This is a genomic window from Corynebacterium minutissimum (genome assembly GCF_000805675.1).
In the GTDB taxonomy this organism is placed as follows: domain Bacteria; phylum Actinomycetota; class Actinomycetes; order Mycobacteriales; family Mycobacteriaceae; genus Corynebacterium; species Corynebacterium minutissimum.
On sequence record NZ_JSEF01000004.1, the window covers coordinates 78,993 to 102,109 of the forward strand.

Consider the following 23,117-nt stretch of genomic DNA (forward strand, 5'->3'; position numbering starts at 1 on the left):
CATGACTACTCCACAAGAAACCCGGGAGACTCTTCTTCCGGCCTACTTCGGTGAGTTCGGCGGACAGTTTGTCCCCGAGTCGCTCATCCCTGCCCTCGACCAACTAGAGCAAGCTTTCGTCGATGCACAGAATGACTCCTCCTTCCGTGAGGAACTTTCTGGCTACCTCCGTGACTACCTCGGCCGCCCCACCCCTCTTACTGAGGCCACCAAACTTGGCGGCAAGGCTCGTATCTTCCTCAAGCGCGAAGACCTGGTGCACGGCGGCGCCCACAAGACCAACCAAGTCATCGGCCAAGCCCTCCTGGCAAAGCGCATGGGCAAGACCCGCATCATTGCCGAAACCGGCGCTGGCCAACACGGAACCGCCACAGCCCTCGCCTGTGCGCTCCTCGATCTCGAGTGCGTGGTGTACATGGGCGCCAAGGACGTCGCCAGGCAGCAGCCCAATGTCTACCGCATGGAACTGATGGGCGCGAAGGTTATCCCCGTCGACTCCGGCTCGGGCACTCTCAAGGACGCGGTTAATGAGGCCCTCCGTGATTGGACTGCCACCTTCCACGAATCTCACTACCTCCTCGGCACCGCCGCGGGACCACATCCGTTCCCGACCATCGTGCGCGAGTTCCACAAAGTGATCTCCGAAGAAGCCAAGGCCCAAATGATTGAACGCACCGGCGGGCTTCCCGACGTCGTAGTGGCCTGCGTCGGCGGCGGCTCCAATGCCATCGGCATGTTCGCGGATTTCATCGATGAGGAATCCGTTGAGCTCGTAGGTGCGGAGCCTGGGGGAGAGGGCCTCGATTCCGGCCGCCACGGCGCCACGATTAACAATGGCACCATCGGCATTCTCCACGGCGCTCGTTCTTACCTCATGCGGAACTCCGAAGGCCAAGTGGAAGAATCCTATTCCATCTCCGCCGGACTTGATTACCCGGGCGTCGGCCCGCAGCACGCGCATCTTTCCCAGACGGGCCGCGCGACGTACGTCGGCATCACCGACGCCGAAGCACTTGAAGCCTTCCAACTCCTCAGCCGCCGCGAAGGAATCATCCCTGCCCTCGAGTCCTCCCATGCCCTGGCCTACGCCCTCAAGCGCAAGGATGAAGACATCACCATCCTCGTCTCCCTGTCTGGCCGTGGCGACAAAGACATCGACCACGTCCGACGCACCCTCGACGAACAGCCCGAACTCAAGCTCCCGGAGGATCACTAATGAGCCGCTACGAGAAACTCTTTTCCACACTAGCCTCGCGTAATGAAGGCGCATTTGTCCCCTTCATTATGCTCAGCGACCCTGACCCAGACACCGCCCTGACCATCGTCCGGGCAGCCGTCGCCGGTGGGGCGGATGCTCTGGAGCTCGGAGTACCATTCTCCGACCCGGTAGCCGACGGCCCCACAATCCAGGCCTCACACATTCGCGCCCTCTCCGGCGGCTCCACTGTCGATTCAGCCCTTAGCCAGATCCGCCAGATCCGCGCTGAGTTTCCGGATCTTCCCATCGGCATGCTCATCTACGGTAACGTGCCCTTCACCCGTGGCCTCGACACCTTCTACTCTGAGTTCCACGAGGCAGGTGCCGACAGCATTTTGATTCCCGACATCCCAGTGCGCGAAGGCGCCCCCTTCGTCGCTGCCGCCGAGAAGGCCGGGATTGACCCGATCTTTATCGCACCCGCTCAAGCCTCCGAGAAGACCCTCGCTGGTGTAGCCAAGTATTCCAAGGGTTATATCTACGCCATCTCCCGCGATGGCGTCACCGGTACCGAAAAGGAATCTGAGACCCAGGGTCTTGACGAGGTCGTCGCAAACGTCACGCGCTTTGGCGGCGCACCCATTCTCTTGGGCTTCGGCATTTCCACGCCGCAACACGTCGCCGACGCGATTGCCGCCGGTGCCGCCGGCGCCATCACGGGCTCCGCTCTGACCAAGATCGTCGACGCACACCTCGACGAGAACAGCAAACCAACGCCAGGGCTTGCCGACGCCGTCACCGCCTTCGTTTCCGACATGAAGGCCGCCACCAAACGCGACGACTAATAGAACACTTCCGCCCTATGGCCTCCTCTCCACCCTCTAGGAGCAGGGGGCCGTTTCACGTGAAACACCGCGCAACTGATACATCGTCATCTGCAGATGCCACCCGCTCGACCAACCCCTCATCCGATCGTCGTCCCTGACGCCGGTTCTTAGTTAAACAACGTCGATGAATCAGCGTGCCGCCTTCGTCGTCCGCGACGACGGTTCGTGTTCTCCTCTCTCCATATGTCGCCGCCGCCTTTTCGTCGTCTATGGCGACGAAGAAGCTTTGCACTGGGGCAGACAATCTTTCCGTCGGCGTCGTCGTTTAGTTCGACGAGCAAGCCAGCCTCATCACCGGCCTAACCCTCTAGAAGGGAATATCGTCACCATTAGTATTGTCACGGTCTGCCGGGTCGGTCATATCAAAGACTTCCACGATCTCACCGTTATCCAACTCCACCTTCAACGCCCTGGCATCCTGATGCATCTTTGCTCGGTGTGCCATAACATCCTCCGCAATACTACGAGCCCACCTGCGCATCGAGGGTGCAAGCGGGCCTGTAGCTTGCGTGGTCACCCAACTGCCATCAGCCAATAGCCACACCACATCACCAGTTACCGGATCCAAAATATAAAAGGCCCTGCCCTCGGTCTTCATATTGTGATGACGCTGGCACAAACACACCAAATTATCCGGATGCGTTGGCCCACCCTCGGCATAATTAATCCGATGATCCAACTGACACATCCACGCTGGCACATCACACCCCCCAGCCCGACACGTCCCATCACGGCCTTCAACATACTTACGCACAAAATCCGACGGACGATAAGAATCAGACGCGTTAGGCACCTGGCTTAAATCCCGCTCAACCACCTTGGCTGCTGGTATATCCTCACCACGCCACCCATGGCCCTCAACAAACACCGGTGCCCCCTCCACATCAGACGCCTTATAAGTATGCACCACCACTTTTCCAACCTCCGGCTCCACTGCGCCTGATAGCAACAGCACCATGGCATCCGCCATCGACACCTCATGCTTTCTGGCGGTTTCTTTAATCAGCTCATGGATGACCACACCCACAGTGGAATCAACCTCTAACTCAAGAAAGGCTCGCTGGCCTTTAGTGAGGATGGAATACCGGTTCTTCTTACGCGTATCACGAAATGCTACTGAATCATCTAATACTTTGGCGATATCACGCACCCGGCGCCGAATCTGACTCGCTGTCGGAAACACCTGATTAGGCCGCTTCGGTACAAACCAGCGCGAAAGCTTCTCATCAATTTCTGCCACCACTCTCCTGGTCGGATGCCCCAGCTTGGACATCACCTCATCAATAGCCACCAACGACGCCATATCCAACAACGCCTGCGCATCCTGCAGCGCCTTGACCTTCGGCAACTCCTCAAGCCGCAGAACCCCCATCACATTCTTAGCGACTTGCCTGGCCGTCTTGGCAGTCTTGACCGAAAGCTTCATCACCTCACTATCAGAATCAGCCTCCAAAGCCGGAAGATTATGTAACCAGAACTCATACTCCGCACGCCGCAGAAACATCCCCGCAACACATATCGGATCATCAGGATTCGAATGAGAAAAATACGCCAACGGAACAGAAGAAGAAGTAGTTGTTGTTGTGGTTGCCACCATAAGTGACCCACCCCTTAAATACTAGAACATACGAACATGTTTTCTAGTAACAACACTACCCAACCGCCTCGACACCACACCAGACCTAATAACACCTCACCAAACCTAGACCAAAACAGCACACCCATTCGAACACACTCTTGCCAACACCACATATAGACGGCGAATTATCAAACACCCCACACCACACTGTGACAAACACCACAATATAGTAATGGGGAACGGGCAAAGAGACGTCGCCAAGCACTGCATCAGCTGCATCCTCGCGCAAGGTCACTCGACCCATCCTTCTTTCCCACTGGGCAGTAAAACGGTTAAACCCCCAACCCGTCAGGGAAGGGGGTGGAAGTTTCACGTGAAACTTAAGCGGTAGCGACCTCTCCGTCGGCGGCCTTAGCCTCCGATTCAGAGTCGATGCCGTCGATCATGTTGCGGGCAAAGCGATCGACAATCATGGCAATAGCGCCGTCGCCAGTGACGTTTGCCGCGGTACCCACGGAGTCGATGGCAATGTATGCAGCAATCATCAGAGCCACCATAGAATCGTCGAAGCCCATATTGGACTGCAGGAGGCCCACGGCCACCATCACTGCACCGCCAGGAACACCAGGAGCGGCAATCATCATGATGCCCAGCAGCAGGATGAAGCTCAGGGCCTTTCCGAGATCGCCTTCCATGCCAGGCGCCATAAAGACGATAGCGAAGGCGTACAGCGTCAGCTTCATCATGGAACCAGACAAGTGGATGGTGGCACAGAGCGGAATGACGAAGCCGGCAACCGGCTTGGAAATGCCGTTCTTCAGAGCGGAATCAAGGGAGACCGGAATGGTCGCGGCTGAAGAAGAAGTGCCCAACGCGGTGAAGTAGGCGGGCGCCATATTCTTCATAGCCGTGAACGGATTCTTTCCTGCAATGGCACCCGCAACCAGATACTGGAATACCAAGTACACCAGCGTCATCACCACGGAAAGCAGGAGCACCTTGGCGAAAGCAACAATCACCGTGCCGATGTTGCCGTTCATACCCAGGGTCAGGAAGATACCGAAAATGTAGATCGGCAGCAGTGGAATAACGAAGCCCCAGATAACCTTGATAACAACTCCTTCAAATTCCTTCGAGAGGGTATAGAGGTTATCGGACTTGACCGTAGTCATCGCCACGCCAACACAGAAGGAGAGAAGCAGCGCCGTCATCACCTCGAACGGTGCGGGCATGAGAACCTCGAAGTATGGCTCGAGGGCGCCTTCGTCAATATCAGCAACATCGGTATTGAGCGTTTGACCCTTGAGCATCACGGGGTATAGCACCTGGGTCAGCCCATAGGCCACCAGGCCCGAAAGGATAGTGGAACCGTAGGAAATACCTGCGGTAATGCCAAGCCACTTACCTGCACCGCGGCCAAGACCGGCAATAGCTGGTGCCACGAGGGCAAAAATCAAAACTGGGATAAAGAAGCCCAAGAAATTAGAGAACAGCCCGTTGAAGGTAGCGAAGGTTCTACCGAACCATTCGGGTGCAAACTGGCTTGCAATGATGCCCAAGATAATCGCCACGATGATCTTGAACAACAGAGAGTTGAGAACACTCTTGAATGACATGATTGATTCTTTTCTATGGTTGGAACCACGTGGATTTCCATCGCTAGGCAATAAACGCTTTAATATCTACCGAGCGACACGAAATGTATATTACAGGAGCAACCTCATAATTTGAACTGGCTTTCTCGCTAGGCAACGGGAGAGATAGACTAGTCACATGCTCGTAGTCGGAATCCTCTTCTTCATCCTCGCCGCAGTTCTTGTGATCGTGGGCGCTCTCGCTTCATTGCGCAAGCTTCCTGGCAATAGTGTCGTCGGACTGCGCCTGGCGGAAATTCGCAAAAGTAAGGAAGCATGGGATAACGCACACGCCGTAGCCGGACCTTTTTGGGCGCTCGGCGGTGTAGCGCTTATCTTCGGTGGCTTCGTAGCCCTGCGGGCCGAAGGCTGGATGTGGCTTATCCCCGCCGCAACGTTCATTGTTGCAGTATTGCTGCTTTCCATCGGCTCCAACATGGGCGCCCGCGCAGCCTACTTGTGGGACCAAGCGCACAAGGATGATGAGGGCTGCGGGGATTCCTGTAATTGTGGCGATGGTGGATGTGGTGAGGATGCACCGCCGGCTGTCGACGTATCTGCGGTCCGCGAGGCTGCCAAGCACTCCGATGGAGTGGAACAATAATTACAGCACTGTGACGTAAGTTGTTTGCCCCTATACAGCAGATCATTTTTCGTCACAACGAAATCATATTTGGACCCTTCTGATGGTAGGAGCACTCCACCATTGAGAGGGTCTCTTTTTCTAATATCTTTGCGTTAGCTGTCAAGACAGCTACAAGTGAGTGAGAAATCGGGGATGGTGCGTGACAATAATGGGGCTTCCAGAGGACGATAGTCAATATGACTAACTCAAAGCGAAACAAGACCCTTCAGATCGTCGCCGCAGCGGCATTGAGCCTCACCGCCTTGGGCGCCGGCGCCTCCTACGCTATGGCTTTCGATACGCGCGGGCCGAAATCGGTAGCGGAAGCTGGAACGATCTACAGCGACGTGGGAACCTCATATGGTTCCTATGATTTTAGCGGCAGCACCGAACGTGAGGTTCCCGTGTGGAATGGTGAGATCGGATAGAGTAGGGCCCATGACTACGTGTTCTCGTCGCCTGTTCCTCCTCGGCACCGCCACCACCTTTGCAGGCGCGTACCTCGCCGCCTGCGGCAAGGAGCCCTCGGCTGAAATCGCCGCCACTGAGATTCCGCTTGGATCTGCCATCATCGTGGATAAGGTGATTTTTGCCCAGCCGACCGAAGGCGAGTTTAAGGCCTATTCCCAGACCTGCCCACACCAGCAATCCCTCATTACCAAGATTGAGGGACTGACGGCAACGTGCACGAGCCACTATTCAAGCTTTGACCTGGCTACAGGTGAAGTCACAGGCGGCCCAAGCCCGAAGCCACTCACGGAGTACGGCGTTGAAAACGACGGCGAAACGGTAAGGAACGTCAGCAGCTAACGCCGCGGCAGCGTTTCACGTGAAACATATGAGGGGCGTCTACACTCTGATATATGCTTGAGCGTCTCAGAAACCTCGACCCCCTCATTGTCCTCATCCTGTGCGCCGTCGCGATTGCGATTGTGTTCCCCGCCCGTGGGCAATTCGCGGATACCTTCGACGTCCTCACCAATATCGGCATCGCGCTGCTGTTCTTTCTGTACGGCGCACGCCTATCTACACGCGAAGCAATCAATGGCATCAAGCACTGGAAACTGCATCTCACCATCCTCGCGTTTACCTTTGCTGTATATCCTCTTATCGGTCTCGCCCTGAGACCCCTCACAGCCTTCATGCCCAACGACCTCTATTTGGGCATCTTGTACCTCACGCTTGTGCCATCGACCGTGCAATCCTCTGTGGCATTCACGTCCGTCGCGAAGGGTAATGTCGCCGGCGCGATCGTGTCTGCATCGGCGTCGAACTTGGCAGGCGTCATCCTCACCCCGCTCCTCGTTATGGCACTCATGGGTGCAGGAGACGGTATCCACATCGACAGCTCGGTCTTCCTCGAAATCTCAGTGCTCTTGCTCCTACCTTTCGCACTGGGCCAGCTCACACGGAGATGGGTCGGCAGGATCGCCGCAAGTAAGGCCACGAAAGTGGTGGACCGAGGTTCCATCGCCATGGTCGTCTACGCAGCCTTTTCAAAAGGAATGGTGGATGGCATTTGGTCGCAGATTAGCGTCTGGCAAATCCTGTTCCAGATTCTCTTCTCCACGGTTTTCGTGTTCTTCATGCTCTGGCTCACCAAGGTCATAAGCAAGAAACTCGGGTTTAGCCGTGAAGATACGATTGCTATCCAGTTCTGTGGTTCGAAGAAGTCACTGGCCACAGGTCTGCCGATGGCCTCGGTAATTTTTGCTTCCGGTAGCACGTCGCTAGGACTCCTCATCCTCCCGCTCATGATTTACCACCAAGTGCAGCTCATGATCTGCGCGTCTGTGGCATCGCGCTATGCGCGGGTAGAGTGAGGCACCATGAAAACCCTCTACGTTCGAACAACCCTGACCGTCCCAGGGGCCGGCACAGCTATCCATATTGCGGAAATGCAGGAAATTAGTGACACCGCCTGCTCCATGCAGCGCATCATAGCGCTCGCGCCGGATGACTCCATCGTGGGAGCAGCGACCCCGCATGCGTCGGTAGGCAATGCAGATATTCCACAGCAGGTGGTCCCGCACCCCAATACCTACGATGAATTCCCGGATATTGAGGCAGAGTTTGTCAGCGCACTCCAGTTTCACTCCCTGTGGACCGAAGCTACCGCCCTCTACGGTGAGGTTTAGAAGACCACGTTCGCAAGGAGCATGTAGAACGAGGTTCCACCGAAAATGGATAGGCCGGAGTTTCGGCGCCACAGGTGAAGACCCGCAGTAAAAGCAGCACCGGCAAGGGGAGCGATGAAGCTTCCCATGTCACGGGATGCACCAAATAAGGTATAGACCACCAAAACGGTCATTACGCCTACTGGCATTGTGAACCCCAGCATGGAAATGAACTGGCTTCCCTTAAGGGCCTTGACAAAGGCGAAGGGCAACCAGCGCAACAGAACTGTCACGATGCCGACTGGGATGAGAACCGCCAGAATAGCGGAAAGGGTCATTCCGGCTGGCATGGCGATTCCTTCCGCAGAACCATCGCTGTATCCAGGCGCGGGGAGAGGTAGCGTACGACGAGCACGAGGAAGTATGCGGTCAGCGCCACCATGAGGAGCTGACCGGGGAAGAGGAACCCTGCGAGGATGCCCAGGGCCGCCGCCGACAACGGAAGCGAGTAGTCCTTGTTGTTCTGGAAGGAATCGATCGCCAGGACAACGAAGAGAGCGACAAGGGCGAAGTCGAGGCCTTCTACCGAGGGTGGAATAGCCTGACCCGCTAGCGCACCGATGATGCCGGCGCCGACCCACAGGATTTGGCAGAACAACTGGACCGAGAACACGAAAGTGCCACTTGGGCGCGAGTGTCGGGGGAGGGCGGAGATGACGGCGTAGGATTCGTCGGTAAGCGCATAGGTGGAATAGGCACGGCCGAGTGGACTGCGAATCGCATCCCTCGGAAAGGTAAGACCATAAAAGAGGTGCCGGAAGTTCACCATGAGACCGGTAAGCGCCGCGACCCCCGGGGTAACTCCGCTGGTGACCATAGAAATTGCCAAAAACTCCATGGAACCTGCATAAATAACGATGGAGAAGACTGGGGTCCACCACCAGTCGAACCCGGTTTGAACCATGAGCACACCGAAGGCTAGGCCGAGCGGAACCACGCCCACCGCGATGGCCATGCAGGTCTTCACTGCCGCAGCTATCTCCGAATGCATGGAGAAAATGTTAGTTCACCTTGCGGTAGAAGGGCCTAATTATCTTCGTCGATGTAACGCGGGAAGGTAGAGAAGAGCGGCAACGGCATAGCCTGGCGCTTCATGACGTCCGACCATGTGTCGGTCGAACCGGAAGACACCACGTCCTGGGGAAGGGCGGGGGCAACGTACCACTCGCCGCGATCGATTTCCTCATCGAGTTCGCCGGGACCCCATTCGAAGTGACCGGCGAAAAGGCGCATACCCTCCACCAATTCGGTCACGGCATCGGGGCCCACGCGCAAATCAACAAGCGCCAGACGCGGAGCGAGACGGCTCAGCGAAGGCTGCTTCTCAATGTCCACGCCTTGGCGCGTCATGGCCACACCAATGGCTGCCTGCTGATTATGCGGACCACCGATGTAAAGGGCCTGCGGCTTGGCTACCACAGGTAACCACTCCGGCATGACGTTAAAGACGGCCATCTCGGAGCGCTTGGTGAGGTCCACGCCATACGTGCGCCCAGCGTGTTGCTCCGTGATGAGGACAACGGAGCGGTTGTAGTGCGGCACGAGGACATCGGGAGCCGCAACAAGGAGCTGGCCAGGGGCTGGGTCGTTGCGCTCGAGGGCGTTGAAGAGTCTATCTGCGTACATCCCTATCTAGAATTCCACCACTCGCGCAGCTTCGCAATAGCAACCTCGCGCTCCAGAGGACCTTCTTCGAGGCGCAGCTCCTTGAGGTACGACCAGGCTTGGCCGACCTCCGGGCCAGGCTGGAGACCGAGGATCTCCATGATCTCGTTGCCATCAAGGTCAGGGCGCACACGGGCGAGGTCCTCCTTGGCGGCGATATCCGCGATGCGTTCCTCCAGCTCATCATAGGTGCGCTGAAGACGGCGTGCCTTGCGTTCGTTGCGGGTGGTGCAGTCGGCGCGCACCAGCTTGTGCAGGCGCGGAAGCAAATCCCCGGCATCGGTGACATAGCGGCGCACAGCGGAATCGGTCCACTGGCCATCGCCGAAACCATGGAAGCGCATGTGCAGGTACACCAGCTGGCCAATGTCTTCGGTGGTGGACTTAGGGAACTTGAGTTTACGAAGGCGCTTGCGGGTAAGCTTCGCTCCCACGACCTCGTGATGGTGGAAACTCACCTTGCCATCGGTGGTGTCGCGGGTATCCGGCTTGCCAATATCGTGCAGCAGGGCGGCCCACCGAAGAATGAGATCGGGACCGTCTTCCTCCTGCTCCATGGCCTGGCGCAGCACGGTCAGCGAGTGGGCATACACGTCCTTGTGCTGCGCATGCTCGTCGGGAGCCATACGCAGGGCCGGAATCTCCGGGAAGATGTAATCCGCAATCCCGGTCTCCACGAGCAGGTCAATGCCCTTCCACGGCGCAGTGCCGCAGATCAGTTTATTGAGCTCGACCTGCACGCGCTCCACGGTGATGCGCTGGATTTCGCCAGCCATGTCGGTCATGGCGTCGCGCACGCGCTTGGCGACGTCAAACTCCACCTGCGCCGCGAATCGTGCCGCACGGAGCATCCGAAGGGGATCGTCGTGGAAAGAAATCTCCGGCGCGTCCGGGGTATCGAGGACCCGTTCCGCTAGGTGCTTGAGGCCTCCCATCGGGTCGTGGAACTCCCGGGTTCCGTCGGGACGCAGCTCTATGGCCATGGCGTTGACCGTGAAATCGCGGCGCACGAGATCGCCTTCGAGGGTGTCGCCGTAGACGACCTCGGGGTTGCGGGAATCACCGTCGTAGCTGTCGGAGCGGAAGGTAGTGATCTCGATCTGCTGGCCCTTATACGCAGCGGAGACGGTCCCGTAGTCGATGCCGGTATCCCAGACGGTCTCTGCCCATTCCTCGAGGATGGAGTAGACCACGTCCGGGCGAGCCGGGGTAGTGAAGTCGAGGTCGTTGCCCAGGCGGCCTAGGAGTGCGTCGCGGACGGAGCCGCCGACGAGGTAGAGGGGGGCGTCGTGAAGCGCAAAGCGATCCACCAGCCCCTGGAGGAGGCCACTGAGCTGGTTGAGGGAGGCGTCTGCGCGGGCGAGTACGCCGATTAGCTGAGTGTCCTGAAAATTCACGGATCGAAGTCTACTACGATTAGCAGGGATGACTAAGAACACGCCAGGGCCCAAGCGCCGCCGCCGGCGGGGCACGGGTAACCGGAACCGCCGCTCGGGACGCCCGCAGCGCACGTCCACCAACCGCATGACCACGCGGGATGAGACGTCCGCGGGCGGTCTTGTCGTGTCCGGATTGGCCGAGGCCGTGGGTGAGGACGGCAACGTGGACCTCTCCCAGATCTATGTCGCGCTCATTGGCAGGCTAGACCGGCGCGGGCGCCTGCTGTGGTCCATGCCGAAGGGCCACGTGGAAAATGACGAACCTAAGGAGCTCACAGCCGAACGCGAGGTGTGGGAGGAGACCGGAATCCACGGCAAGGTCTTCGCCGACCTGGGCATGATTGATTATTGGTTCGTCTCCGATGGCGTCCGTATTCACAAAACCGTGCACCATCATCTGCTGCGCTTTGAGGACGGCATCATGAATGACGAAGATCCTGAGGTCACCGAGGTCTCCTGGATCCCAGTCTCTGAGCTCATCGAGCACTTGGCTTACGCGGATGAGCGCAAACTCGCGCGCATTGCCCATGACCTCCTGCCGGATCTCGCGCGAAAGGAAGCCGCCGCAGGAAAGGCGACCCCACGGTGAGCCGGCATGGGTGGCGCATAGCGCTGGCTGCGGCGCTAGCGCTCGGAGGCCTCGCCCCGGTGGCACAGGCAGAAACTCCCGACGAGAGCCTGGCGGATTCGCAGTATTGGCTGGGCTCCCGAGGCCCTGATGAGCTGGAGCTCAGCCTGCTCAGCGCCAGCGAAGCGCGGGTGGGGGAGACCGGTGAGGTCACGCTGCGTATCCATAACCCAACCGACAGCGCGGTGGACAACCTGCAGGTGACAACCCGACGCAGCGATGCGGTGGGCTCGACCACGCAGGCCCGCCAAGAGCTGGCTGCGGGTTCCTTTCCTTATTATGGCCCCTCCATCACGGCCGGCGAGCTCAAGCCGAGGGAGAGCCGCGACGTCACCGTTGCCGTACCTACGGCATTGGGGGAGGATTCCACGCTCGCCATTACGGAACCCGGCGCGTACCCGCTGCTCTTTACCCTGACCGGCACTCGTGATGGCCAGGCGGCGAGCTTTGCGGAAGAGCGGACGATTCTGGATTTTCAGGGAGACCGGGAACCCCCTGAGAGATCTCGCGCCTTTTCTCTTATTTATCCGCTTACCGCACAGGTAGATGTGGTGCCGGGTGATACCGGCGGCCAGGATCTCATCCTGGAAAGCGAACAACTGCCGCAGCAGATGGCACCGGGTGGGCGTTTGGACCAGTTGCTCGACTCCTACCTGGAGCACGATCTGCACGGTTCCGGGTGTGTGGCGGTGGACCCGGCGCTTGTCGACGCCGCCGACCGCATCGCATCCGGCTACACCGTCCACGAGACCCGGCCTTCCATCGCGCAGCGCCCGAAGCGCTTGCGTGATTCCTGGTTCTCCGGCTCTGATTCGGACCGCGGTGAGCCGGGAACCGGCTCCAACGATGCTGCCGCTTGGTTGGAAAAGCTCAAGAGTGTGGATTGCCGCATGCTTCTGCCGTGGGCCAATGCCAATACGGATGCCGTGGCTCGCGTGGGCAATGAGTGGCTCACGCATGAGGCCGTGGAGAAGGGCCAGGAGACCGTCGAGCGGGTTCTGGGAGCTCCTCTCAACACGACGCTCACCGCGCCAGCCTCGGGCACGAGTGAGCATAAATTCACCGTGCCATTGCTCCTTGCGGATAACTCCGCGTGGGCTGGGGAAGGAGTGACGTTCGACGCCTCCCTGGGCGCCCTGCTCGCCCAAACCGGGTCTTACCCACAGACGACGGGCTATTCCAACCCGGAACTGCGCTATGACTTTGCAGAGGACTCGGAGCAGGCGAGGGCGCTGACGGCGGGGGCCTCGATAAGCGTGGCGGCGCACGAAGCAGAGCAGGCCAGTGAAGGTGAGCGCGACGGTGTGGTGGCTAAGCTGCCGAACTACCAGGATCCCGCCGCCGCACGCGCCGTGGTGGAGGCCGCGCAGCGTCTTTTGGACTCAGGGCACATGACGCCGCGGCCCGTCACCTCACTGCCGATGGAGACCAGCGAGGGCGAGCCTGGTAGCCCGTATACCAACCCTGCGGCCTTCCACGACGCGGAAATCACGCAGGTCAGGCAGCAATCACGCTACACGGATGAGCTCATGTCCATCATGACCAACGATCCAGGCATTGCCATGACGCGCTACCAGTTCACGGTTCCGCTGCGTCGAGACCTCCTCGCCGTGCTGAGTGATACCGGTCGCACCAGCCTGCGCGGCTTCCGTCCAGCGGTGGAGGAGAGCCGCACACGCTTGGAGAAGAACGCAGATACGCTGCGTGAGCTGCGCGCCTCGGTCTCACTGATCCCGCCAGGCAATGTCTACACGCGTGTCTCGGAGTCCTCACCGCTACTCATCGTGGCGGAGAATGGGCTGCCGCTGCCTGTCGACGCCCACCTAGCCTACGACGCCCCTGACGGTTCTACACTCAACACACCAGACTCGGTTCACATCCCGGCCAAGGGATCCATTACCGTGTCCATGACCGCTGACCTGCCCAGCGACGCCGACCGTACGTCCCTGCGGCTGTGGCTGGCAACGCCCAGCCAGCCCGATGAACCCGATGAGCACCTGATTTCAGATCCCATCGATATCACGGTTCAGACGCGGGCCGGTATCGTTAGCGTCTATGGAGCCGGCATCGCCGCCGCGCTCGTTCTCGTCCTAGCCGCACTGTTCCGGCTGGGTAAGCGGAAGAAAAAGAACACTCACGGATAGTTTTCTCTATGACACATGAACCTTTGTCTGGTGCCCGTCGACGTATCGTCACACCCTCGCCGCCGGCACCGGTCCCGGAAAAACGTGCGCCACGTGGCGTTGTCGCTGTCGACGACGAGCAAGAGGACCGCTCGGGACTGAAAGGAGAGGCGCAGGCCAACGCCAGCGAGGCCTCTGGAGAGGCTAACTCCGACGGCGCCGTCGTGCGCGCCACGGGCTCTATGGCCATTGCGACGATGATTTCCCGTATTACGGGTTTCATCCGCATGGTGCTCATCGGCTCTACTCTGGGCCCCGCCATTTCTTCTGCCTTCGGCACGGCGAACCAGCTGCCGAACCTCATCACGGAAATCGTGTTGGGCGCGGTGTTGACCTCGCTCGTGGTGCCCGTGCTGGTACGCGCTGAGAAGGAAGACGCCGACCGCGGCGAGGCCTTTGTCCGGCGCCTCTTCACGCTGGCCTTCTCACTGTTGGCCACGATTACGGTGCTGTCGTGTATCTTTGCACCGCAGATCACGCGCATGATGCTGCCGGAGGACGGCGAGGTCAACGCCATCCAGGCCACGTCGTTTGCCTATCTTTTGCTGCCGCAGATCTTCTTCTACGGGCTCTTCGCGCTCTTCCAAGCAGTGCTCAATACCAAGAACATCTTTGGACCGGGCGCGTGGGCGCCGGTGGTCAACAACCTCATTTCCATCTCGGTGCTCGTGGCTTATCAGCTGGTGCCGGGCAGTTTGCATCCCGACGCGCCTTCTCCGATTACCGATGGCCACGTGCTCCTTCTATCCCTCGGCACAACCGCCGGCGTGGTGGTGCAATGCCTCATCTTGTTCCCGTATCTCAAGAAGGCGGGCATCAACCTCAAGCCGCTCTGGGGCCTGGATGACAGGCTCAAACAGTTCGGTGGCATGGCGTTAGCCATTGTGGCCTACGTGGCCATTTCCCAATTGGGGTATGTGATTACGTCCCGCGTGGCCGCACATGCAGACGACGGTGCCCCGTTTATCTACCAGCAGGCATGGCTTCTCCTGCAGGTGCCCTATGGCGTCATCGGCGTTACCCTGCTCACCGCGATCATGCCGCGGCTCTCCCGCAACGCTGCCGACGGCGACGTCAAAGCCGTGGTCCGTGACCTCACGCTGGGCACGAAGCTGACGTTCATCGCTCTGATCCCCATCGTCATCTTCATGACGGGATTCGGCATCCCGATCGCCCGCGGCCTCTTCCAATACGGTGCCTTCAACGCCAAGGCGGCCGAGGTACTCGGCCTCACGCTGAGCTTCTCTGCCTTTACCCTCATCCCATACGCCCTCGTGCTGCTACACCTGCGCGTGTTCTATGCCCGCGAGGAAGCCTGGACGCCGACGTTTATCATCGCTGGCATCACGTTGACCAAGGTCGTGCTCTCCCTACTGGCCCCGCAGGTGGCGGACTCCCCGGAGCGCGTCGTCATCCTGCTGGGTACGGCGAACGGCTTCGGCTTTGTGGCCGGTGCTGTCATTGGTGGCTTCCTGCTCAAGCGCAAGCTCGGCAGCTTGGGTGGCCGCGCTGTCATTGCCACCACCATCTGGTCGGTGCTCTCCTCAGTCGTAGGCCTCATCGTGGTCTACGCCCTCAACTGGGCGCTGAACCTTGTGCTGCCGGCCTCGCTGCCTGCCGTGGTGAACCTGATTCGCTTGATTGTGGTCGGCATCGTCTTCGTCATCGTGACCGGCATCGTGCTCTCGCGTTCCGGCCTGCCGGAGGTCATCAACTTGGGCCGCCAACTGCAGCGCATCCCCGGCATGTCTCGCTTCATCAAGATCGAGAACGCCGAGGCCATCGAGGTCGAGGAACCGGAGCAGCTGGAGTTCCAGCCCATCTTCAGTGTGGACGCCTTCAACTCCTCTCCTGTTCCGCCGCCCATGTCCGCCGGTATCGTACGCGGCCCGCGCTTGGTGCCAGGCGCACCGGTGTCGGATGGCCGCTTCCGCCTCCTCAAGGACTACGGCTCTGCCCCAGGCACCCGCTTCTGGAAGGCCCGCGAGCAGGCTACCGGCCGCGTTGTATCCCTCACTTTCGTCGACACGACAGGCGAAGCACCCATGGCGCCGGCCACCCCGGCCGTGGCAGCTCGCCGCTCGGCAGAGGTCTCCCGCGCTACCCGCCGCCTAGCGGAAATGGAACTCGACGCCGTAGCCACCAACATCGACATCCTGTCCTACCGCCAGGGCTGCCTTGTCGTCGCGGACTGGGTCAAGGGCACCTCGCTCAAGACGGTCTCCGAAGACGAGGACCTTGATCCCCGCGCCGTGGCCCATGCCTTGGCACCGCTGGTTCGCACAACCGCCGCGGCGCATGCCGCGGGCCAGGTACTGGGCATTGAGAACCGCAACCGTATCCGCATCTCCACCGAGGGCGTGGCCACCTTGGCCTTCCCGGCGGTTCTGCAGAGCAACGATGAAGAGACCGACCGTTCCGCACTGGCCTCTGCCATCTCCCTGCTGGTGGAGTCCACCACGCCCACCCCAGAAGTACTCCAGGACATCGCCAGCGATGCTGAGGCGGGGGAAGATGCCGACTTGGAGGACATCGCCCACCGCCTATCGGCCTTCGCCGGCGATGGCGACGACGGCGAGGAAACCCTGCAGGTCCCAGTCGAAGAAACTCCACGCAAGGAAGACCCTACCCCGGCCCCGGGCTTCGGTGGCCGCGGCTACTCAGGCTCAGGCACCATCGTCCTGGGCGTGCTGGCAACCGTCTTCGTTGTGGCCATGGCCGCGCTGAGCGTATGGATTCTCTCTCAGGTCGCCGATGAACAAACCTCTCCGGTAGTCACCAAGAGCGAAGCCTCTGATGAAACCACATTCCCCAACGTGCCAGCTGTGCTCTTCAAGGACGTAAAGAGCACCTCGGTTCCGGAGGGCAAGAATGTGGACGGTTCCTGGACCACCAAGGACACCGATGCTGGCCTATTGCTTAGCATTGATAAGCCCACACAGCTGCACGTCCTGCCGCTGGAACAGAAGGATTCCATCGGCGCGAAGTACGTGGTCTATGGCGTCAAGACTGAGGACTTCGATCCGAAGAACCCCAAGTCCGGCACGCTCACCGAACTCGCGCATGGCACTCTGACGACCGCGCGCCAGGACATCGAACTCAAGAAGAAGCCAGTGGCCTTCGACGGCGCCCTCATCATGTTCACCGACATGCCCAAGTCCGGTTCGGTCACGCTGAAGGAGGCCACCCTGGTAGGTATCCCAACGAACTAACACTCCGCCTCACGCACTTCCCCAGACCTGGAGCCCGAAACCTGCAGGTCTGGGGTTGTGTAGTTCTTGCGCTCTTTTTCCTTGACAGGTGAGAGAAGCAGCGTAAAATTTTTGATGTCACGTCAACAACCCAGAGAACTGAGGAACCGATGACTATCACTGCAGGAACCTACGCACTGGACCCGACGCACACCACCATCGGCTTCGTTGCCCGCCACGCCATGATCACCAAGGTGCGCGGCAACTTCACCGAATTCGAGGGAACGCTGACTGTAGGGGAGAACATTAACGAGTCCGCAGCTACCGCCTCGGTAAAGACCGCGTCCATCGATACCAACAACGCTGACCGCGATGCGCACGTGAAGAACGAGGACTTCTTCGACGTTGAGAAATACCCGGAGATGACCTTCACCGCAACCAAGTTCGACGTGAACGAGCAGGGCGAGGGCACCGTTACTGGTGACCTCACCATCAAGGACACCACCAAGTCCGTTGACTTCAAGGTAGAAGAGGCCGGCGTGGCCGAGGATCCCTTCGGCAACACACGTTTGGGCTTTGAGGCTAAGACCTCCATTAACCGCACCGACTTCGGCATCGACTTCAACGCTCCGCTGAAGACCGGCGGCGTGCTGGTCTCTGAGGAGATCAAGATTGAGCTCGAGGTCTCTGCCATCAAGCAGTGAGCCATCAAGCACGAAACCTCGCCGTAGGAAGTAGTTCTAAGTTGTTGCCCGTAGTGCCCATTCCGGCACTGCGGGCAACAACTTTTTAACAACTAGAGGCACATCAATGGAGTAATAAACAACTCTGAAACAACTCCCAAACAACTTGTATAACGCTATGGCCTGCATGTTTCGGAGTGATTCTGTGTCAGAAGCCGCCATATTAGCCAATAGTTGTTTATTAGTTGTTGCGGAGTTGTTTGAAACAACTCTGCTACACTACGGGGCCATGAGAGAGGACGAACTCGACTTCATCATCCAGGCACTGCGCTCGATTGAAGCCGGCGCAACCGCCGATAGCCTGGAATCCGAAATTCTCGATTTTAAAGAGGATCCCGCCGTCCACCCGCGAAATCGAAACCCAGACGCATCCCTTATTGAATTCCTCATCGATGAAGCCGTGTGCTTTTCCAATGCCGATAACGGGAACGCTTTCATTGTGCTTGGAGTCGCAGACAAGAAGTCTGGACCAGAGGCATTTACAGGCACCCAGCGCGAATTGGACTGGCTCATAAGAAAAATCTTCGAAGGAACACAACCCAACATCCACGTCGAAGCAGATGAGCTGGAGTGGTGTGGAGCCCGGCTGATTGTTTTGCGCGTTCCCCGTGGCATCACGCTGTATCAGCGCCCAAAGGGACAGGCAAGCAAGCGAGTGGACCTGACCCCTGTTAGGTAGACACCTGATATCCAGCCCGGTTGGGTTGGGAAGAAAGGTAATCTACCACGACAGGCCGAACCACGTCTATGTAGGCGATATCACCTACCTGCCGTGTAAGGGCGGCAAGAACATGTACCTGGCCACGGTCGTCGACGTCTACTCGCGCAAACTCGTCGGACATGCACTCGCAGATCACATGCGTGTATCTCTGGTAATTGAGGCTTTGTCTCATGCCAGCAAGGTTCGCGGAAGCCTTAAAGGGGCAATTTTCCATTCTGATCACGGCAGCGTGTACACCTCACAGGCTTTTCAAGACCACTGCGCCCAGCTTGGCGTGCGCCAATCCATGGGAGCAGTGGGAACGAGTGCCGATAATGCCCTGGCGGAATCATTCAACGCCACCTTAAAGCGTGAAGTCCTGCGTGATCGGAAAGTCTTTGACAATCCCATCGTCTGCCGCCAAGAAGTCTTCCGATGGTGCATGCGCTACAACACCCGCAGACGGCACTCCTGGTGCAACCTTCTAGCCCCCAATGACTTCGAAGCACTCACATCAGCTACACTGACCCAAGCAGCATAGCTAACCCCCGACGTGTCTACTTTCCGGGGGTCAGGCCCAGTTGGCACTCGCTGCGTACCACTCACCGAGCATCAACGCCGCGCACTCTTTTTTGAACGCGCCAACCCGGATTACACCTCTCACCCCTCCCGGCGAGGACTTGAGGAACTCGATATGACGGCCGTCGATCAGGCCCGACACCTCCTAGCCCAAGCGAGGGCAATGTCCGGTTCCCAAGAACCTGTTCCCGCAACAGCCCGCGAACTCTTAGGGGAACTAGGGTTGCTGGATGGCTCACAAAAGCCCACATACGCGGCCGAAATCCTCTTCATGCCTCCGGTATCCCAGCAGGTTACAGTTCGACACCTCCTCCGTCTTGTACCTGGCGGTGAGCCGAGAACAACGGAAATCTCTGCACCCCTCATCACCACATACTTGCGGTTGAAAGAGCTAATTCGAGTCAATGCCCAGCAAGAAGTGGAGCGCATCGCCCTTGCCACGGGTCAAGAAGTATCGATCAAGGCTTTCCCAGACACCGCTGTCGACGAGCTTGTCTCCAATGCCTTAGCCCATCGTGACTGGGACGCGTCGGCTGCGGTAGTCATCGATCAATCTCCCATAGCCTTCTCTGTATGGTCTCCCGGTGGTCTTCCCACAGGTGTACAACGCAATCGAGTTCTCACAACACAATCAATTCCCCGAAATCCCCGCCTTATGACGGCGTTAAGGATGCTGGGGTTAGCAGAGGAATCCTCCCGCGGATTCGACCGCATGTGGGCATCCATGCTGTCGAGTGGCCGCCATATTCCGGAGCTTCGCGCCGAGGAATCCTTCGTCGAAGTTATTTTGTCCTCTGGGCGCGTTGACACCGCGTTTGTTAAGGCCTTGACCGAACTCAAAGGTGCTTTCGGCGCTGAGCCTTTCGACAGCGTCAATGGCCTCATCATTGCCCGTCACCTTATGGACAACCAGATCCTGCTGTGCCACACTGCTGCCCAACTCATGCAAGTCAGCGAAGATCAGGCTGCGGACACCCTTCGGTGGTATGAAAGCCTCGGTTTCGTAGAGCAATTACGAGAAGCGCGAGAGTGGATACTTACCACCAAGGCCCGATCGCTGATGGGGCTTCACATAGAAGGACACATTGCAGCGACCTCCGTTCAGGATTGGATCCTGGCTCAACTCAAAGAAGGAGCTGCACTGACCACGCGCGAAGTCGCCGAAGAACTGGGAGTAGACCGGGCAATTGTCACGGGAATACTGCGCCACCTGCGGACTATAGGGCAAGCGCGCATCGATCCTGATGGCCCACAGCGCGGGCCCAACACGCGGTGGGTTCTTTCCTGACCGCCCTGTGATACGCACCGCAGCGGAGTTTAAGATGTAGCGCATGACTACCGCAAACCTCACCCATGCAGAAGCCACCGCCCGCAGCGCCGCGCTGCGTTTGAGCACCTACGAGCTGCACCTCGACGTCACGAATGCGCCCACCGACGCCGATTCTTACGAGGTCACCTCGCGGATTACGTTGAGCACGACCGAATCCGAGACCTTCGTGGATTACCTGGGCAAGGCCGTCCACTCAGTGCGCGTTAACGGCGAAGAGGTGGAGAACACCTTCGACGGCGGACGGGTCTACCTGCGGGATCTTCCAGTAGGGAAGGAGCTCACCGTAGAGATCACCGGCTCCTCCTATTACTCACGCACCGGCCAAGGCCTGCACCGCATGCACGACCAGGCCGATGGCACAACCTACCTCTACTCGCACCTCGAGCCATCTGATGCACGCCGCATTTTTCCCTGCTTTGACCAGCCGGATCTCAAGGCCAGCTACGAGGTACACCTCACCGGTCCGGAAGGCTGGCAGCTCCTCAGCAACCAGCCGGAGGTTGGCCGCGAGAAGACGGATAGCGGGGAAGTAGCGCACTTCGCGCCGACCCCTCTGCTGTCGACGTATCTGACGGCGTTTGCGGCGGGGCCGTACGTCGAGAAGCACAGCACCTGGACCGCACCCGATGGATCCTTGGAAGTGGAGCTGCGCGCCTTTGCCCGCGCCTCCATGGCTGAGTACCTGGATGATGAAATCCTGCAGGTGACCGCCCAGGGCATGGACTTCTTCCACAGCAACTATGGCTACCCGTACCCGTGGGGAAAGTACGATTCGATCTTCGTGCCGGAATACAACCTGGGTGCCATGGAGAATCCTGGCCTCGTGACCTTTACGGAGCATTACCTCTTCCGTTCCGCCGCTACCCGCGCGCAGCATGCCGGGCGCACGAACACCATCCTGCATGAGATGTCCCACATGTGGTTCGGGGACCTGGTCACCCCGCAGTGGTGGGATGACCTGTGGCTCAAGGAGTCCTTCGCGGAGTTCATGGGCGCGGATTCCTCCGTGCACGCCACCGAATACACCGAGGCGTGGGTCAACTTCGCCGGCCAGCGCAAGAACTGGGCCTACCTGCAGGATCAGCTGCCCACCACGCATCCCATCAAGGCCGAGATCCCGGACGTGGATGCCGCGCGCCAGAACTTCGACGGCATTACTTATGCCAAAGGTGCGGCGGTGCTCAAACAGCTGGTGCACTACGTGGGCCGCGAAAACTTCTATGCCGGCGCGCGCGACTACTTCCAGGAGCACGCTTTTGGCGCAGCCACCTTTGATGACCTGCTCACAGCGCTGAAGCAGCACACCGACCGTGACCTCGACGCTTGGTCTACCGCGTGGCTGCGCACGTGGGGCCCGGATACGCTCACCCCGGAGCTGCACACGGACGGCGATAAGATTCACGAGCTCGCCATCGCGGTCGACGCCGAGGACACCACGCGCCCGCACCGCCTCAACGTGGCGCTCTTCGACGACTCCCTGAACAAGTACGCCACCCTCGACGTGGACCTGGAAGGCGAGCGCACCATCCTCGACGAGGTATCGGGGCTTCAGGCACCAGCGTTGCTACTGCTTAACGACGGCGACCACACCTACGCCAAGGTGCGCTTCGACGAAACCTCCCTGGACACCATCCGCACCCGGCTTTCCGAGGTGCCCGATGAGCTCTCCCGCGCGGTCATCTGGACTTCCTTGTGGAACCTCACCCGCGATGGCGAGTGGCCGGTGCACTCCTACCTGGACACCGTGCTCAACCACGCTCCGGCGGAGTCGAACCCGACGCTTCTGACCACGGCCTTTGCCAATGCCGGCTATGCCATCGACCACTTCGTGGGCGAAGAGGCCCGCGAGGAGATCCGTGCCGACTACGCCGAGCGCCTCTGGGAGGTGCTGCAGGCCGCCTCGGCAAGCTCCGACGCGCAGCTCACTTTCGCCCGCGCCGCCATCCAGGCGCTGGCCGCCACCCCGGCGGAGTCCGGTACGCAGCGCCTGCGCGCGCTTCTCGACGGATCCCTCGACGGCCTCGCCCTCGACCCGGACATTCGCTGGGCCATCCTCCGCGCCCTGGCCGCCCGCGACGCCGTCAGCACCGAAGAGCTGGAAGCTGAAAAGGAGCGCGATAACACGCTCACCGGTGCCGCCGCCTTCCTGGGCGCCTCCCACGCCTTCCCGTCAGCGGAGGTCAAGCGGGAGGTTTTCGACCTCGTGCGCACGCCGGGTAAGTACTCTAACGCCGAGGTGGATTCCCTCCTCGCTGCCTTCAACGCGCCGCGCTCAGCCCACCTCACCGAGGCCTTTGCCCAGGAGTACTTCGATTCCCTAGCGAAGCTCTGGGAGGAGCACCCCATCGAGATTGCCAACCGCCTCGTGCGCGGGCTCTACCCGGACGTTAAGCTTGCCGACTCCGCCACGAGCGATTTCTTGGCCACCGAGCGCCCCCGTGCGCTACGCCGCGTGCTGCTAGAATGCCAGGACGCTCTGCGCCGCGCGGCGCGCGTGCGTGCCGCGCAATAAGCACGGCACATTAGACGCTTCGCGTAGCGGACAGAAGAATTTTCCCG

General features: G+C 59.5%; 19 protein-coding genes and 2 pseudogenes. 15 read left to right on the top strand and 6 right to left on the bottom strand.

Features of this window, described 5'->3' with window-relative positions:
- The first annotated feature begins 1 nt into the window (after position 1).
- Both trpB and trpA read left to right on the top strand, forming a co-directional pair.
- A complete protein-coding gene (gene trpB / locus NX84_RS01095) occupies positions 2 to 1,216 on the top strand; it encodes a tryptophan synthase subunit beta (protein ID WP_039672882.1) in 1,215 nt (404 codons plus the stop codon).
- Complete coding sequence (gene trpA, locus NX84_RS01100) at positions 1,216 to 2,043, top strand: tryptophan synthase subunit alpha (protein WP_039672884.1); 828 nt, start codon at positions 1,216 to 1,218, stop codon at positions 2,041 to 2,043. The genes trpB and trpA overlap by 1 nt, the downstream gene beginning before the upstream one ends.
- A 349-nt stretch (positions 2,044 to 2,392) precedes the next feature.
- Here trpA and NX84_RS01105 read toward each other — a convergent pair whose 3' ends face one another.
- Positions 2,393 to 3,682: an HNH endonuclease signature motif containing protein gene (locus NX84_RS01105; RefSeq protein WP_039672886.1), complete on the bottom strand. Its 1,290-nt coding sequence runs from the start codon at positions 3,680 to 3,682 to the stop codon at positions 2,393 to 2,395.
- Between the two features lie 362 nt (positions 3,683 to 4,044).
- Positions 4,045 to 5,280, bottom strand: a complete 1,236-nt coding sequence (locus NX84_RS01110) for a dicarboxylate/amino acid:cation symporter (RefSeq protein WP_039672888.1) — start codon at positions 5,278 to 5,280, stop codon at positions 4,045 to 4,047.
- Positions 5,281 to 5,437: 157 nt separating this feature from the next.
- Between NX84_RS01110 and NX84_RS01115 the strand changes: the two genes are divergently transcribed.
- The 5 genes from NX84_RS01115 to NX84_RS01135 all read left to right on the top strand — a co-directional run bounded on the left by NX84_RS01115 (position 5,438) and on the right by NX84_RS01135 (position 8,061).
- Positions 5,438 to 5,902: an SdpI family protein gene (locus NX84_RS01115; protein WP_039672890.1), complete on the top strand. Its 465-nt coding sequence runs from the start codon at positions 5,438 to 5,440 to the stop codon at positions 5,900 to 5,902.
- A gap of 218 nt (positions 5,903 to 6,120) precedes the next feature.
- Positions 6,121 to 6,351 carry a hypothetical protein gene (locus NX84_RS01120; RefSeq protein WP_039672892.1) on the top strand — a complete coding sequence of 77 codons (231 nt, stop codon included), beginning with the start codon at positions 6,121 to 6,123 and terminating at the stop codon, positions 6,349 to 6,351.
- 10 nt (positions 6,352 to 6,361) lie between these two features.
- The gene (locus NX84_RS01125; protein ID WP_039672894.1) at positions 6,362 to 6,733 is read left to right on the top strand and encodes a Rieske (2Fe-2S) protein; all 372 of its coding nucleotides are present in this window, start codon (positions 6,362 to 6,364) and stop codon (positions 6,731 to 6,733) included.
- A gap of 53 nt (positions 6,734 to 6,786) precedes the next feature.
- Complete coding sequence (locus tag NX84_RS01130) at positions 6,787 to 7,746, top strand: bile acid:sodium symporter family protein (RefSeq protein ID WP_039672895.1); 960 nt, start codon at positions 6,787 to 6,789, stop codon at positions 7,744 to 7,746.
- A 6-nt stretch (positions 7,747 to 7,752) separates the two neighbouring features.
- Positions 7,753 to 8,061, top strand: coding sequence for a hypothetical protein (locus NX84_RS01135; RefSeq protein ID WP_039672897.1), 309 nt, complete (start codon positions 7,753 to 7,755; stop codon positions 8,059 to 8,061).
- On the opposite strand, the gene NX84_RS01140 is transcribed toward NX84_RS01135, so the two are convergent.
- Genes NX84_RS01140 through NX84_RS01155 form a run of 4 tightly spaced genes read right to left on the bottom strand, consistent with a single transcriptional unit; the run spans position 8,058 to position 11,162 of the window.
- The gene (locus tag NX84_RS01140; protein WP_039672898.1) at positions 8,058 to 8,390 is read right to left on the bottom strand and encodes a branched-chain amino acid transporter permease; all 333 of its coding nucleotides are present in this window, start codon (positions 8,388 to 8,390) and stop codon (positions 8,058 to 8,060) included. The two genes, NX84_RS01135 and NX84_RS01140, sit on opposite strands and share 4 nt — an antisense overlap.
- Complete coding sequence (locus NX84_RS01145; protein ID WP_039672900.1) at positions 8,375 to 9,091, bottom strand: AzlC family ABC transporter permease; 717 nt, start codon at positions 9,089 to 9,091, stop codon at positions 8,375 to 8,377. The genes NX84_RS01140 and NX84_RS01145 overlap by 16 nt, the downstream gene beginning before the upstream one ends.
- 35 nt (positions 9,092 to 9,126) lie before the next feature.
- Entirely contained in the window at positions 9,127 to 9,726 is a 600-nt protein-coding gene (locus tag NX84_RS01150; protein ID WP_039672902.1) for a YqgE/AlgH family protein, read from the bottom strand.
- 2 nt (positions 9,727 to 9,728) lie between these two features.
- Positions 9,729 to 11,162, bottom strand: a complete 1,434-nt coding sequence (locus tag NX84_RS01155) for a CCA tRNA nucleotidyltransferase (RefSeq protein WP_039672905.1) — start codon at positions 11,160 to 11,162, stop codon at positions 9,729 to 9,731.
- Between the two features lie 46 nt (positions 11,163 to 11,208).
- On the opposite strand from NX84_RS01155, the pseudogene NX84_RS01160 reads away from it, so the two are divergent.
- The 8 genes and pseudogenes from NX84_RS01160 to pepN form a co-directional block, all read left to right on the top strand.
- A pseudogene (locus NX84_RS01160) lies at positions 11,209 to 11,793 on the top strand (NUDIX hydrolase); the annotation flags it as partial.
- Positions 11,790 to 13,976 carry a hypothetical protein gene (locus tag NX84_RS01165; RefSeq protein WP_039672909.1) on the top strand — a complete coding sequence of 729 codons (2,187 nt, stop codon included), beginning with the start codon at positions 11,790 to 11,792 and terminating at the stop codon, positions 13,974 to 13,976. The pseudogene NX84_RS01160 and the gene NX84_RS01165, both read left to right, overlap by 4 nt.
- Positions 13,977 to 13,984: 8 nt before the next feature.
- Positions 13,985 to 17,227 carry a murein biosynthesis integral membrane protein MurJ gene (gene murJ, locus NX84_RS01170; protein ID WP_039672911.1) on the top strand — a complete coding sequence of 1,081 codons (3,243 nt, stop codon included), beginning with the start codon at positions 13,985 to 13,987 and terminating at the stop codon, positions 17,225 to 17,227.
- A 149-nt stretch (positions 17,228 to 17,376) separates the two neighbouring features.
- Entirely contained in the window at positions 17,377 to 17,910 is a 534-nt protein-coding gene (locus NX84_RS01175) for a YceI family protein (RefSeq protein WP_039672913.1), read from the top strand.
- 268 nt (positions 17,911 to 18,178) lie between these two features.
- Entirely contained in the window at positions 18,179 to 18,628 is a 450-nt protein-coding gene (locus tag NX84_RS01180; RefSeq protein ID WP_039672915.1) for an AlbA family DNA-binding domain-containing protein, read from the top strand.
- A 49-nt stretch (positions 18,629 to 18,677) separates the two neighbouring features.
- Positions 18,678 to 19,190, top strand: a pseudogene (locus tag NX84_RS01185) (IS3 family transposase); the annotation flags it as partial.
- A 420-nt stretch (positions 19,191 to 19,610) separates the two neighbouring features.
- Complete coding sequence (locus tag NX84_RS01190) at positions 19,611 to 20,516, top strand: ATP-binding protein (protein ID WP_169744693.1); 906 nt, start codon at positions 19,611 to 19,613, stop codon at positions 20,514 to 20,516.
- Positions 20,517 to 20,559: 43 nt separating this feature from the next.
- Positions 20,560 to 23,070: an aminopeptidase N gene (gene pepN, locus NX84_RS01195; protein ID WP_039672917.1), complete on the top strand. Its 2,511-nt coding sequence runs from the start codon at positions 20,560 to 20,562 to the stop codon at positions 23,068 to 23,070.
- Positions 23,071 to 23,117: the final 47 nt, after the last annotated feature.